General features: G+C 34.9%; 16 protein-coding genes, 3 tRNA genes and 1 pseudogene. 14 read left to right on the forward strand and 6 right to left on the reverse strand.

The genetic code is table 11. The features are described from left to right. Nucleotides 1-7: 7 nt before the first annotated feature. The 3 genes and pseudogenes from NTY12_04420 to rpsO form a co-directional block, all read right to left on the reverse strand. On the reverse strand, nt 8-2,242 hold the full coding sequence (locus tag NTY12_04420) for a polyribonucleotide nucleotidyltransferase (GenBank protein ID MCX6793244.1): 2,235 nt from the start codon (nt 2,240-2,242) through the stop codon (nt 8-10). A gap of 175 nt (nt 2,243-2,417) precedes the next feature. Continuing rightward, nucleotides 2,418-2,918 (reverse strand): NYN domain-containing protein, encoded by a 501-nt coding sequence (locus tag NTY12_04425; protein MCX6793245.1) that lies wholly within the window; start codon nt 2,916-2,918, stop codon nt 2,418-2,420. 148 nt (nt 2,919-3,066) lie between these two features. Next, nucleotides 3,067-3,327 (reverse strand): annotated as a pseudogene (gene rpsO, locus NTY12_04430) (30S ribosomal protein S15). Nucleotides 3,328-3,538: 211 nt separating this feature from the next. Between rpsO and NTY12_04435 the strand changes: the two are divergent. The 4 genes from NTY12_04435 to NTY12_04450 all read left to right on the forward strand — a co-directional run bounded on the left by NTY12_04435 (nt 3,539) and on the right by NTY12_04450 (nt 5,303). Further along, a complete protein-coding gene (locus NTY12_04435; protein MCX6793246.1) occupies nt 3,539-4,492 on the forward strand; it encodes a tyrosine-type recombinase/integrase in 954 nt (317 codons plus the stop codon). 100 nt (nt 4,493-4,592) lie between these two features. Continuing rightward, nucleotides 4,593-4,664: transfer RNA gene (locus NTY12_04440), tRNA-Arg, on the forward strand. Between the two features lie 22 nt (nt 4,665-4,686). Then, on the forward strand, nt 4,687-5,226 hold the full coding sequence (locus tag NTY12_04445; GenBank protein MCX6793247.1) for a hypothetical protein: 540 nt from the start codon (nt 4,687-4,689) through the stop codon (nt 5,224-5,226). A 6-nt stretch (nt 5,227-5,232) separates the two neighbouring features. Beyond that, nucleotides 5,233-5,303: transfer RNA gene (locus tag NTY12_04450), tRNA-His, on the forward strand. Between the two features lie 120 nt (nt 5,304-5,423). On the opposite strand, the gene NTY12_04455 is transcribed toward NTY12_04450, so the two are convergent. Both NTY12_04455 and NTY12_04460 read right to left on the reverse strand, forming a co-directional pair. Further along, nucleotides 5,424-6,005 (reverse strand): hypothetical protein, encoded by a 582-nt coding sequence (locus tag NTY12_04455; protein ID MCX6793248.1) that lies wholly within the window; start codon nt 6,003-6,005, stop codon nt 5,424-5,426. A gap of 5 nt (nt 6,006-6,010) precedes the next feature. Then, a complete protein-coding gene (locus NTY12_04460) occupies nt 6,011-7,297 on the reverse strand; it encodes an AAA family ATPase (GenBank protein ID MCX6793249.1) in 1,287 nt (428 codons plus the stop codon). A gap of 296 nt (nt 7,298-7,593) precedes the next feature. Here NTY12_04460 and NTY12_04465 point away from each other — a divergent pair, with 296 nt between their 5' ends. The 5 genes from NTY12_04465 (at nt 7,594) to NTY12_04485 (ending at nt 10,307) form a co-directional block, all read left to right on the forward strand. Continuing rightward, nucleotides 7,594-7,905 (forward strand): hypothetical protein, encoded by a 312-nt coding sequence (locus tag NTY12_04465; protein MCX6793250.1) that lies wholly within the window; start codon nt 7,594-7,596, stop codon nt 7,903-7,905. A 116-nt stretch (nt 7,906-8,021) separates the two neighbouring features. After that, nucleotides 8,022-8,282, forward strand: a complete 261-nt coding sequence (locus NTY12_04470) for a SemiSWEET family transporter (protein MCX6793251.1) — start codon at nt 8,022-8,024, stop codon at nt 8,280-8,282. 52 nt (nt 8,283-8,334) lie between these two features. Then, nucleotides 8,335-8,652 (forward strand): hypothetical protein, encoded by a 318-nt coding sequence (locus tag NTY12_04475; protein ID MCX6793252.1) that lies wholly within the window; start codon nt 8,335-8,337, stop codon nt 8,650-8,652. A 121-nt stretch (nt 8,653-8,773) separates the two neighbouring features. Beyond that, complete coding sequence (locus NTY12_04480) at nt 8,774-9,343, forward strand: hypothetical protein (GenBank protein ID MCX6793253.1); 570 nt, start codon at nt 8,774-8,776, stop codon at nt 9,341-9,343. Nucleotides 9,344-9,530: 187 nt separating this feature from the next. Next, the gene (locus tag NTY12_04485) at nt 9,531-10,307 is read left to right on the forward strand and encodes an HD domain-containing protein (GenBank protein ID MCX6793254.1); all 777 of its coding nucleotides are present in this window, start codon (nt 9,531-9,533) and stop codon (nt 10,305-10,307) included. Nucleotides 10,308-10,446: 139 nt separating this feature from the next. Here NTY12_04485 and NTY12_04490 read toward each other — a convergent pair whose 3' ends face one another. Then, nucleotides 10,447-10,743 carry a hypothetical protein gene (locus NTY12_04490; GenBank protein ID MCX6793255.1) on the reverse strand — a complete coding sequence of 99 codons (297 nt, stop codon included), beginning with the start codon at nt 10,741-10,743 and terminating at the stop codon, nt 10,447-10,449. A 259-nt stretch (nt 10,744-11,002) separates the two neighbouring features. Here NTY12_04490 and NTY12_04495 point away from each other — a divergent pair. The 5 genes from NTY12_04495 to NTY12_04515 all read left to right on the forward strand — a co-directional run bounded on the left by NTY12_04495 (nt 11,003) and on the right by NTY12_04515 (nt 13,454). Continuing rightward, nucleotides 11,003-11,074 (forward strand) — tRNA-Cys (locus tag NTY12_04495). 2 nt (nt 11,075-11,076) lie between these two features. Further along, the gene (locus NTY12_04500; GenBank protein MCX6793256.1) at nt 11,077-12,027 is read left to right on the forward strand and encodes a hypothetical protein; all 951 of its coding nucleotides are present in this window, start codon (nt 11,077-11,079) and stop codon (nt 12,025-12,027) included. Between the two features lie 3 nt (nt 12,028-12,030). Then, a complete protein-coding gene (locus NTY12_04505; GenBank protein MCX6793257.1) occupies nt 12,031-12,786 on the forward strand; it encodes a nucleotidyltransferase domain-containing protein in 756 nt (251 codons plus the stop codon). Between the two features lie 3 nt (nt 12,787-12,789). Next, on the forward strand, nt 12,790-13,119 hold the full coding sequence (locus tag NTY12_04510; protein MCX6793258.1) for an HIT domain-containing protein: 330 nt from the start codon (nt 12,790-12,792) through the stop codon (nt 13,117-13,119). A 5-nt stretch (nt 13,120-13,124) separates the two neighbouring features. Next, on the forward strand, nt 13,125-13,454 hold the full coding sequence (locus NTY12_04515; protein ID MCX6793259.1) for a hypothetical protein: 330 nt from the start codon (nt 13,125-13,127) through the stop codon (nt 13,452-13,454). Nucleotides 13,455-13,464: the final 10 nt, after the last annotated feature.

Consider the following 13,464-nt stretch of genomic DNA (forward strand, 5'->3'; position numbering starts at 1 on the left):
CTTATTATTATCTTCCACCAAAACGTGGGCGTCTTGGACGATCTGAATAACCACTAGATCCGCTATTAAAATCACCTGTCTGTTTACCTTTTTCATCTTTCCATAAAGCTTCATTTTCAACTAAGCCTTTCATACTTAGGTTAACGCGGCCCTGGTCATCAATTTCTTTTATTCTAACATTAACGGTGTCACCAACGCTAATTAGATCAGATGGCTTACCTACACGGTAAGGTGCCATTTCGCTAACGTGAACCATACCATCGCGACCCGCAACTAGTTCAACAAAAGCTCCGAAATCTAACATACGCACAACCTTACCAACAAAAGTTTCACCAACTTCAAATTTTCTAACGATGTTATTAACCCATTCCATAGCTTTCTTAACGCCTTCGGGTTCAACACCGCAAATCATAACTAAGCCTGAGTCTTCAATATCAATTGAAACACCACAAGCATCAATAATTTCATTAATAACTTTTCCGCCTGAACCAATAACTTCACCAATTCTTTCTGGATCAATTTGTAGAGTTGAAATACGTGGTGCGTACTTAGATAGTTCAGCACGAGGAGCGCTTATTGCGCTATTCATAACTTCCAAAACTTTCAAACGAGCGGCTTTACCATCAACCAAGGCTTGTTCCATAATGGCTTTATCCAAACCAATGGTTTTTGTATCAAGTTGAATAGCAGTAATACCGTCGGCAGTTCCTGTAATCTTAAAGTCCATACCACCTTCACCATCTTCTAAATCTTGTAAGTCAGTTAGGACTTCCCATTTACTCATATCAGGAATAGAAGCCAAACCCATAGCCACACCAGCGACAGCTTTTTTAATTGGTACACCAGCATCATACAAAGCAAGGGATGCCGCACAGGTTGAAGCCATGGAAGATGAACCATTGGATGATAAAGTTTCAGCCACCACGCGAATAGTGTATGGGAATTCTTCTTTTGAAGGAATCATCGAAGCAATAGCTTTTTCAGCTAAAGCACCGTGACCGATCTCACGACGACCGGTGCCGCGCATTGGTTTAGCTTCGCCAACGGAAAATGGAGCAAAGTTATAATGAAGCATAAAACGCTTCTTGCTTTCGCCTTCCAAACCTTCTAATGATTGTTCATCACCAGGAGCGCCGAGTGTAACAATGGACATAACTTGAGTTTCACCGCGAGAAAAGACGGCGGCGCCGTGATTTCTTGGTAACATATCAACGTCAGCTTCTAAATTTCTAATTTCATTCAAAGCGCGTCCGTCAACACGTTTTTTATCTTCAATAATAGCGCGTGTTACTTCAGCTTCAATTGCTGTGTAGACTAATTCCTTAATCGCTAAATAACGATAATCTTTGTCATAACCTTTTTCAACCAAATGATCTTCTAATTGTTCTTTAATAGCATTCACGGCAGCCTTACGTTCACCCTTTGTGTAATAAACTTGATCAAATAAAATATGTTTAACTGATTTATCTAACCACTCAGCTGAATCTTTTAAGACTGCGACTTTTATTTCATCAATTTTTTCTTCTGTCTTTCTGATTTTTCTTTCATGTGGCACAACTTTTAATTCTTTGGCCATTTCTTCAATCAATTCAATAGCTGGTTGCATAGCTTTTTGTCCGGCTAATAAAGCATTCAACATATCAGCTTCATTAACTTCTTTAGCACCAGCTTCAATCATAACCACACGTTCTTTGGTAGCAGCTACGATTAAATCTAAATCACTTTCCAGACGATCCTTATAGGTTGGGTTGAAAACAAACTGATTGTTAACACGACCAACTCTAACGCCGCCGATTGGACCTTTCCAATCAACACCAGAAACCGATAAAGCAGCTGAAGCAGCAACTAAAGACACAATGTCATAGTCGTTTTCTTTATCAACTGATAAAACAGTTAGCACAACTTGAACGTCGCGGCGTGAAGCCTGATCAAACAATGGTCTAACGCTGCGATCAATCATGCGGCCGGTTAGAACAGCTTCATCAGTTGGGCGGCCTTCGCGCTTAACCCAACGAGAACCTTTAATAATACCAGCGGCATAAAGTCTTTCTTCAAACTCAACCATGAGTGGAAAAAAATCTGTTCCAGCTCGTTCTTCTTTAGATTGTACAACCGTGGCTAAAATAACTGTTTCGCCATATTGTACTGTCACAGCGGCGTCAGCTTGTTTAGCTAAAACGCCAGTTCTGAAAGTTAAGGGTCTACCTTCCCAATCACGGGTAAAAACTTTTTCTTTGTTCATAAAAGAATTTAGTCTGCCCGACAAACTAGAGAACTATGGATCTAACCACAGTACTGTGTGTTTATCGAGCAAAACATTAATTAGTTAATAGTGGTTAGTTGCTAGTTGATGGTTGCTAGATGAAAAAAATATTCCACCACCCAACAACTAACAACTGACAACCAACAACCAGCAACTATCTTCCAATCAAAAACTTACGGTTATCGCTTAAGGTTATAAAGTCATCAACCTCTTCGATTAATTTAGTTGAAGCAGTTTGGCGGAAAGCCATAACTTCAACGCGGCAACCTTTAGCGGCTTGTAAGTATTCAACTAATGGCAAATAATCACCATCACCGGATACCAAAACAATCACATCAACCTTGTCAGCTAATTTAATTGCATCAATCGCAATACCAACATCCCAATCAGCCTTACGCGCACCACCTGAAAAAATTTGTAAATCCTTAATTACGACTTCAAATCCCTGGCTATCAAGCGCTTCAAAAAAAGATGCTTCATCTTCACCAGCACCATGAATAACATAAGCGACAGCTCTAATTAATTGTCGATCCGCTACCGCGGCTTTTAAGACCTCCTTAAAGTTAACGCGGCGCTTATACAAATTTTTCGCGGAGTGATACATGTTAGCAGCGTCAACCAAGACAGCGACGCGCTGATTTTTGTGTTTTGTCATAGATACTAAGGGAAGCGAACCAGTGGCCCGCTTCCTGTTGGTGTTAGTCATTTTTATCTGGTTCTACTTCGTCGCTAATATCGTCTTCTAATAATTCAGCTTCAAGACGCTTGCGCTCATCTTCTTCTTCGATCATTTTCTTAGCGATCTTTAATTTAAGTTTGGCTGCCAATTCCATGAAAGACTTTTCATCTTCGCGCTGTAGGTATTTTAGTAAACGGCGACGTTCACCAACCTTACGCAACAAACCGCGACGAGAAGAGTAGTCATGCTTGTGCATCTTTAAGTGCTCAGTCAACTGATTGATTTCCTCGGTCAAAATAGCAATTTGGACTTGAGGAGAACCAGTATCGGTCTCATGAACCTTAAATTTGTTAATAATCCGTTGTTTGGCTTTTTTATCCAACATAGATTTCTTTGCCATGTCCTAGAAAAAGTCCGCCAGGGGCTATTTCCAAGATATGGTAAATTAATTATAAGCGGCACTCCTTAATTTATGTAATTTGTGCCGTTCTCCAGCTTGTCTGGAGAATCTTGCCTAAACTCCGCAAAAAGAGGAAAGCAAGGTAAATCATACAACAAATTGAAAATAAAATCAATACGTCGTACAATGTTAAGATATGCCTAAAGCTCCCCTAAAAAAGTCTCCGCTCGACCAAGCAATTATTGATTTTTTAGAGTACCTAGAAGTCGATCGCGGCCTAGCTATGCTAACTCTAAGAAATTATGATTTTTTCTTAAAACGCTTTGCCGCTTTTGCTCGTGAGCGCGGCGTTCTAAAACCTGAGAACATCAGTAAAATTTTAGTACATCAATTTAGACTTTACCTTAATCGCCTACCTTCACGCGGACCGGACAACATAAAAAAGAATACACAAAATTATCATTTAATTGCTTTGCGCACATTTTTGAAATACTTAATTAAGAATGATGTTAAAACCTTAGAGCCAGAAAAAATTGAATTAGCTAAACAAATGCCGCGCCAAGTTGATTTTCTCGAAGGTTCTGATTTAGAAAAAATATTAGAAGCTCCTTTGCATGACAAAAAGGACAGTCTCGCCGGCTTACGCGATAAAGCTTTATTAGAAACTTTATTTTCAACTGGCTTGCGTGTTAGTGAATTATCAAAATTAAAAATTGAAGAAATAAATTTAGCCAAACCAGAATTTACGGTCCGCGGAAAAGGTTCAAAAGTTCGTTTAGTTTTTCTATCAGAAAATTCTCGGCATTGGATTAAGAAATATTTAGCCGAGCGCACTGATCTAAATCCTTATTTGTTTATTAGTCATGGCAAAATAAATATAATTGAAACAGAAAGTTGTTTAACGCCGCGCTCGATCGAAAGATTAGTAGCGCGCTATGCTCGTCTATCAGGTATCATGAAAAAGGTAACGCCACATACAATGCGCCATAGCTATGCCACAGATTTACTGATGAACGGCGCCGATATTAGATCGGTCCAAGCCATGCTAGGTCATGCTTCAATCACCACCACTCAAGTTTATACTCACATAACAGATCAACAGTTGCGCGATGTTTATCAAGCATTTCATGGTAAGAAGAGAAGAAAGTGACACGCAGTGTCATCCTGAACTTGTTTCAGGAGCCACTCCATGTCATTGACAATAAACAATTTTATTGTTATTTTAACACCAGCCCAGGGGGCTGAAATTAGTCCTCGTAGTTCAATGGATAGAACAGGAGACTTCTAATCTCTAGATCTAGGTCCGATTCCTAGCGAGGGCACACGAAGATAAGTGAAAAATATATGACCTGGCTTCTGTATATACTTGTTGTTATTTTCACTGTTAGTATTATCTTCTTAGCGGTTCAGTTTTTTAACATTCTCTTTCGCGGTCAAGCGCCATTCATTTCAACAAAAAAGCGCATTCTACTTCAAATCTCAAAAGGAATTAAGATTAAACCTAATGAGGTATTCTATGAGCTAGGGGCTGGTCGAGCCTGCCTTTTGGGTCTTATGTCTAAAGAGCAGCCGCAAGCTCAATTTGTCGCTTTGGAGTATGCAATTTTACCCTATCTTTTAGCTTGTCTTCGCTATGCTTTTTCAAAAAGCGATATCCGCATTAAGCGACAAAACATGTTTTTAGCAAACTTGAACAATGCTAATTATATCTATTGCTATCTTAACAGAGAGATGATGATAAAGCTTGAAAAGAAGTTTACGAATGAATGTAAACCTGATACGGTTATTATTAGTTATCAATTTGTGATGCCACATTTTCGTCCATATAAAATAATTACGGCTAGCAAAAGTGAGAAAATTTATTTCTACCGCCTTGAGCGGTAACATATGGTGCCTATAGTTTAATGGTAGAACATCGGGTTGTGGTCCCGTCAGCGAGGGTTCGATTCCCTCTAGGCACCCATTTTACAGGAGTTTATAAACTCATTTCCATCAGTGTTTACAGGGCTTTCTTAATAGAAGGCCTTTGCAATTTTAAAAACAAATATAAAAAATGACATCTATTTTATATGGGGTCAAAATCATAACTGCTCAGATAATGTGGCAAACAATTCGATAAAACTACTCCTTATTTTTCTCTCAGTAACCCCGTTAAAGATCGCATCAAAATCATGATCTTTTAATTCAGATGCCTTCTTATTGAACTGTCTTTGAAACTCATCTTTGCAATAAGCTCTAAAGTTGACCAAGCTACTGAATTCGGCTGGATTCCGAGGATCCTTGCCTGCAAAATTCAACATCAAGTGCTCAGAGTTAAACTCTATAAACTGAACTATATCACCGCTTTGCCTTACAAGATCTTCTATAGCAGGAGAATCATCAAGATCTTTGTCTAAAACAAAAAATAATTTTTGACCCTTATATCTTCCATCGTTTTTTATCAAACGAAATTTGTTTTCAAAATCAGATAAATTTCCAGCACCATCTAATTTACCCCTTGATATTCCAGCGCTTGCAATATCAACTTTGTCACTAAACTTAATATTTGATTTAGCAAAAAGTTCTCTATATCTATTCTTTGTTAAGTAGCTAAAAAGATTATATTCCGTTGTTCCTTCGCTAACTAATAAATAATATACATCAAAACTTTTCTTGACGCTCATAAGTCTTAAAGTAAGTTATTTATTATTCTATTAAAATCAATCGTGTCAGGAACTCCCCCGAGAGACCCGAAGCGGTATATTCTTTTAATGTTGTCTCGTTCTTTTACATCATAATCCGACACCTTTGATACTATGATATTATCATCTTTTTTTTCTAATATATGAGCTTGATCATTTTGAAGAATATCAAAGGTTTCATGATTGTGTGACGAGAAAAATATTTGTGCATTATTTTTGTTAATATCCTTATCTTTAAAGAGATTGAGTAGCGCGATCTCCATGTCTGGATGATAATATTTACTTGTTTCGTCATATACGACAATACCACCCACTTTTATTATTCTAAGAACCTCACTTATATAAGAAATAAGCTCTCGTGTTCCTGCAGAAAGCTCCATTACACCAAGCTCTTTATAAAAGTTATTATACTTTGCGTCGTATTTAATACTAAAAGAACCATTAGTAGGATTACTATTAGAATAATTATCACCAATTTTTTCTATATTGAGTTTCTCGAAGGATGGTTCAAAATATTTAACAACAGAATTAACGGCGTTAATTTTTTCGCCAGCTATTTTTGAATCGCTATTAAGATAGTTAATCGCAAAAGCCATTAATCCGCTTATATTATTTTGTCCCATTTGAACAGATCGTTTATCAGTAATAAAACAAACCTCAGTCTTTATTTTCTTAAGTCCGGAGACTCCAATTTCTTCCTTTAGGTTGCCGAATACAGATATATCAGAGCTATCATCTAAGAGAATAGAAAGAAATGATGATTTTTTAGGCGCCACAATATTTTCAGCTAATGACGCTATCTTCCTTTTTATGCTTGCCTCAAATGAAATATTGTGATTTTCTCTCGTAAATACCTTTTTATTATTTTTAAATAAAATTTCTCGAGAAATCTCTTTGCCTTCATTTGTGATTGAAAATGAATAGCAATACTTATCTTCATCAATTATAAAATCCATCTCCATCTCAATAGGCTTTAATTGCATTGAGATGTGATAATTGGGTAGAGCTAGTACAATATCCTGTTTTATGCCATTTGGAGCAATCACAAAATCTTGCTGTCTTGTAAACATAACTCTGATTATCGTATCTATGAGGTTTAATATTGTGCTTTTCCCTGATGCGTTTGCACCATAAAAACCAGATATAAGAGAGACTCTCTCTTTCCCCGCATTTACATATCCGATTTTTTCTTTCTCTCCGCCCTCAATAAAACTAACCTCTACAGTATCTTTAACCCCATAAAAATTGCTTGCCTTAATTCTTGTGATTAACATATTTTTTATATAAATGACATTATTTTGTAATAATATAATATATATTATCACAGATATATTTATAAGTCAAGTATTTTGACAAAAAAGTGTCATTTTCCTATAAGTTCAGTAAAAATAGTTCTAATTTTTGCTAAAAATCATTGCCATTTTAGAAAGTAGATAGCCCGAGAAAATAATATTATAAGATAAGTTCATCAACGACCCATTTCAAAATTCAGCTCTTTTCGGGCTGTTTTTTGTTATAAAATTGTTAGACCCTAGTGGGAGTTGAATATAAAAGATATAATAGTATTAATATGTTTAATTCTAAAAAAGTAAAAATTATTTTAACCAGTATTTTAATTACCTTAATATTAATTAGTATTTTAATCATTATTAATCTAGATAGACTCAGAATATATCCAGTTGAACCAGCTGTAAGCCCTGAGGCTCAAAATAAATTTAATGCGTGCTTAGTTGATGTTGCTAGTCGTTATGGGGAGCAAAGACAATTAATAAAGCATGACCCAAAAAATACTTATGGATTAGACACCTTATTAAAAGAATTAGATGAACGTGAGAATAAAGCTGAAATAGATTGTTATAAATTTATTTCTCCGTCGTTGTAATAAACTTGTTTACCAAACAATCCATCAAAATAGTTTTCTCCGTCAAAGACGGACAGGTAACTTTCTTGATTGCTTGCCCTAAAACGTGTAAAAAATTGAGATGCTAAAATATAAATATGAATAAAGAAACTACAATAAAACTACTAGGCTATACAGGAACAATTGTTGCTATTATAATGTTTTTATCTTTAATCGAAATTGCTAGGGCAAACATGAGTGGTCAGACTCATATTATTATCCAGCCATTGGCTACTATTCTTAATTGTTCGATTTGGTCAACATACGCCATTCTCAATAAAGACAAATTTGTCTTTATGGCAAATATGCCAGGGGTCTTACTTGGTGTCTTTACTGTTATTACTGCTTTGGTAAAATAGAATCATTAACTAAGTAATCAATAAAAAGATAAAAAATAAATACTATTTTAATATGGAATTCAAGAAATTACAAAATAACGTTGCAAAAGTATTTTTAAATAATTTAAAAAGAGATAACATCAAACTAAGTGATGATTATTTAATTTTAAAATTAACGGAAGAGCTTGGTGAATTTGTTCAATCATATCTAATGCATAAAAAAAGATGTAGACCAGAAAAACATGTATCCGAAAAAGAATCAAAAAGACTAACATCCAAAGAATTAGCCGACGTACTTGGCTTAGTACTGGTTATCTCTAAAAATTTAAAAATCGATGTAGAAGAGGCTTTAGTCAAAAAATGGATAACTAGAGAGTGGATTAAAAAATAAATCGAAGTATAAGATAAGTTCATAAACGACCCTTGTGATACAATAAAAACACCTTCTTTTTGGAGGTGTTTTTTGTTTGGTGCTATAATTTAACTATAAACTAATTAATATTTTATTTTATATGGGTAACAATCAATCTACTGAGGCAAGCACCATGCCAGCAGAACAAGCTAATAATATTCAAGAGCGTGATAAAATTGATTTCTACTTTATAGTTTTCATGATACTTGGAGTTCCTTTTTTAAGCTTTTATTTTGTTTTTGGATCTCCTATCTTTACTGGTTATTTTTCTGAAATAAGAGACGAAGGATATGGGGCGATACTCCCGGCTATTTTTATGACATTTGTTTTGCCGTATATAATAAACATTGTGCTAAATAGCATATTAAGCCTATATGTTTCTACTAAAAAGGGGGTATATATTATAAATTTTATAAGCCTTGTTATTCTTGCTTTTATAGAATTTTTTATTTTAAGTAATTATTATCTATCGTCAAGTGGACTTATGAGCTCCGTAAAATATTTTTTAGATACTTTTTTAATGGTGATTTCTTTTTGTCTGATGTTGTTGTTATATATTAGATTAAGAAGTGTCCCGAGAAGCGATACTACAAGAAATAAAAAAATACTTACTGGTCTGGTCATCTCTGCATACTTAGCTTTTTTAGTTTTAATTAGCGGTGCTATATAATTAGCTTTTAAAAATCTTAACCCATCACATAGTTATAACTTTTTTAATAATTTTTTTAACCATCCCTCCCACTACCGCCCCATTTGATACTATATTTATAACCAAACCCCAACTTGGACCCAAATACAAAATAGCCCTTTTTGGGCTGTTTTTATTTATTATCAAAGTTAGCTATACTTAATAATATATGAACAACAAAGAAGGTCTGCTAGCTCAAGATCCCAACAACGAAAAGGGCTATTTTGAGCAGGAACTATGGCAAAAGAAAACGCATTTCTTGGACGTGGTCCGAAAAAGTCTTGAGGCAAACACCGATGATTCTCTTGAAGAGAAAGAAAATCACTTAGAAAAAATCGGTGAAGCATTAGCCTTGTCCTTAGAAATACACAAGGATCAAGCACCGCGCGAAGACGGTCCATACGTCTTTCATGTTCTGCGCGTCGCCACTCGCTTAGTAGAAGAATTTGGTATTACTAATCAAGAAAATATTATTGCCGCTTTGTTGCATGATTCAATTGAAGATCAGTCCGAAGCCTTAGCAAAGCTTTCTCAAGGAGACGGGTCCGTAAAAAATAAGGCCTTATCATATCTAGAACATACTTTTGGTAAACGTGTTCGCGATATTGTTCTAAAGTTGTGTAATCCTGATATTGATAAATCCCAGCCAAAACAGGTTTATCTAGATGACTATGCGCAGCATATTCGTGAAGCGACCGAAGACCTGGCAGTACTATCAATTAAACTTTCTGACTTTATGGATAATGGCTTGAATCTAGACTCTATCAAGGATAACAGCAAGCGTCTCTGGTATAGTCAAAAATATTTACCAGTAATGGAAATATTTACTGAGCGACTCAATGAACATCCCTCTGTTTTCAGTCTTGAAAAAACCAACGAGATTAAAGCTATTTTGGTGGCAGAAGCAGACAAAACAAAAGATTTTATTGCTAGCTTTCTAGACTAAATAAAAATATAAAATAAGTTCATAAACGACCATTTAAAAATCAGTCCCGTATAGCGCAAGCTTTTACGGGACTATTTTTATTTTTTACAAAAAGAGCCACCCGCTAAAAACCTTGCGGGTGGCTAAATATATTGGAGATCTAAAGGCTTTCGTCATTGCCGTCAAATTCGCTCTTCGCATCTGGATGATTTTTCTTCCATCGGTCGATTACAAATTGCGGAATTTTAAGATTTTTAACGACCTTACCGCAAATCGGGCATTTTACAGAAAAATACTCGTGCTTAGCGTGCGTTCCAAAATAATGAAACAAATTCACATCAACATCGGAAATTTCAAACTCGGTATCACAATTATCTATCTTAAGAGTTTTATCGCCCGTGCACTTTGCCTTGGATTCCCAAGGTTTTTCTAAATCTGACTTTTTAACAAGTGTCATAATACTTCTCCTTAGATTATTTTTTTATTTAGTTAATTATTTCTGGCGCCATAACCAAAAACAATTAACCAAATATTTATTAATGAACGATAGGCTAGAATATCATTTATTTTGATTTTTGTCAATGATATCTCTCGCTATAAGATTAACTCCCAGTATGTCTATTGAAAAGCTCGTCAGCGACCCGCTTTAAAACCAGCCCCTCTTGGGCTGTTTTTATTTTATTGAACAATAATCATTTATATATTAAGATGACAATGATGTGGTAGCCAAGTGGTTAAGGCGTTTGTCCGCAAGATAAATATCGTAGGTTCGACTCCTACCCACATCTCTATGACAGCACAACAATACATTGAGCAAAGACTAAACGGGATAAAAGATAAAAAAATAGAGCAAGATGGAAATCTTGTTGATTTTATTTTTACAACCATAATGTCTAAAAAGTTTAGAAAATACAGTGTAAGTCCCGTGGCTAATGACATAGTCCGTAAAGCAATAGAATTAAGTATTCAAAATAACGAACCAATAAAAATTGCTATTCCCTATGGTTCATATAAATTATGGAGATTAGAAGAAAGTCCCGAACCTGATTGGGCTGAATTATTTGCCATGATTTATTATGCTTACTGGCTAAAACCCATAACAGATGTCTATGAGCCGGGAGTTTGGTTTGATTTTTGCGGCGACGATGCAATTTTAGAATTAATGAATAATATTCCTGAAGAAGACACTAAGCAATATAAAAAAGTATTTCGAGATTTAATAGCTTTTATACAAAATTATTTGCCTAATAATTTTAAATTTACGTTTAGCCCTGTTGGCGAGCGCTATGACTCGAAACAAGATTTCCTTGACGACCTTAATCAAAAAATAGATGAGCTCAAACAGAAAGGTCTACCGCCTTTAACTGAAAGACAAATCGAGATGATAGATTTCAATGTAAAATTAAAACCAGGGGAAAAAATTAATTATCAAGACAATCAACTTTTACACGATGCCTACATGGCGGTAAGCAAAAGAAGACCTCGCCACAAACAAGCTGATAAAATAGTTATATGTTGTACTCCTTTTGGCGATAGAACTAGCTTACCAATGGGAACCACTAAAACTTCGGTTGTTAAATTTCAAACAGGTGCCGGCGTACTTCATAAAGAAAAGGATGCTTTTATGGAATATATTTATTCGCCCTCACAATTGCAAAACAAAAAATACATCTTTGAGCCTATTAGTATTGTAGGTCTGTCTGGTAAAAATTTTAAAACCATACGAATAATTAGCAATTAACACGTGAATAATTTAGAACTAGAATTTAATAGCATAGTGAGTGAGGCCGAAAATGATTCTAACGTTTTAGGAATGATTTTAGTTGGCTCGCGTGGTAAAGGATTTGAAAATGAGCACTCTGATTTTGACGCCATAATAATTTTAAGCGACAAAGCGAGCGAAGAAATTATGCAACAGTATAAAAATAAAAAATCCGTTGACATGGATTTAAATATTTTCACGCTGACTGATTTTAAAAATTACGCTACCTGGGATAGTTCTATGGCTTGGGATAGATATACTTTTGCTCATGTAAAAATATTGATAAACAAAATAGAAAATCTAGAAGAGCTTATTAAAGATAAGGGCTATATACCAAGTGATAAACAAAAACAATTTATTGAATGGTGGATTGATGGTTATATTAACGGCGTGTTTCGTTCTATTAAAGCCTTGCGCAATAAAAACGAATTCGGCGCCCGTCTCGAAGCTACTAATTCAATCCTTGATCTATTAACTTTGGTTTTTGGAATTAACGGTCGACATCGACCTTTTCTTGGTTATACTGAAAAAGAATTACTAAAATATCCTTTAGAAAAACTACCCTGGGAACATAATGATTTTATTAAATTGATTTCTATTGTTTTAGAAACGAGCGATTTAAAAACTCAACAAAAACTTTTGCAAGACACTGAAAATTGGTGTATTGAATTAGGCTATGGTCATATCATTGATGCCTGGGAAGGCAAAGATAAATGGGCTATCAACTTAACCTTATAAATTATGGAAGCTAAATACGATTTTTATTGTGAAGAAGTTTTATCAAATAAAACAAAAGTAGAAGTAGTTTTTGAATCTGAGAATATTTTAGCCTTTAATCATACAAAGCCCTCTTATAAAACTCACATCGTTATTATTCCTAAGAAGCATATTATAGATTTAATATCCTTAGCTGATGATGAAATCAGCATAGTAACCGAGATCTTAAAAACAGCTCGTGATATTTCTAAAAGTTTAGATAAAGATCAAGGAATTAAATTAATTACTAACCTAGGGAAATTTCAAGACACGCCGCATCTTCATTTTCATTTAATTGTTGGTGATAAATTATAAAACATATGACAAACGAACAAATTATTTTGCCTGAAATACCACAAGAACATGTTCCAACACCAGAAGAAGTTAATTCTGTATTCAAAGAATTAATCAAAAAAGAGTACACAGAAATTCGTAAACTCGAGGATGAAAAAGGCCTATATATATTAGAAGTTACTGTACCCGGTGAATTAGAGGGCGAACTTCTTGAATATGCTTACATGAGAAAAGGCAGACACCCAGAAGGCGAAAGTTCGACCGATGAAATTCATGTTACCTATTATAAAAATAATATTCCCTACGGCGGAACTTCAGCAGCAAGATGTATCGAAGGGCAATGGAAAATATTATAACTTATAAATA

The sequence above is a fragment of the Candidatus Falkowbacteria bacterium genome (assembly GCA_026396835.1).
Lineage (GTDB): Bacteria > Patescibacteriota > Patescibacteriia > Patescibacteriales > Patescibacteriaceae > Patescibacterium.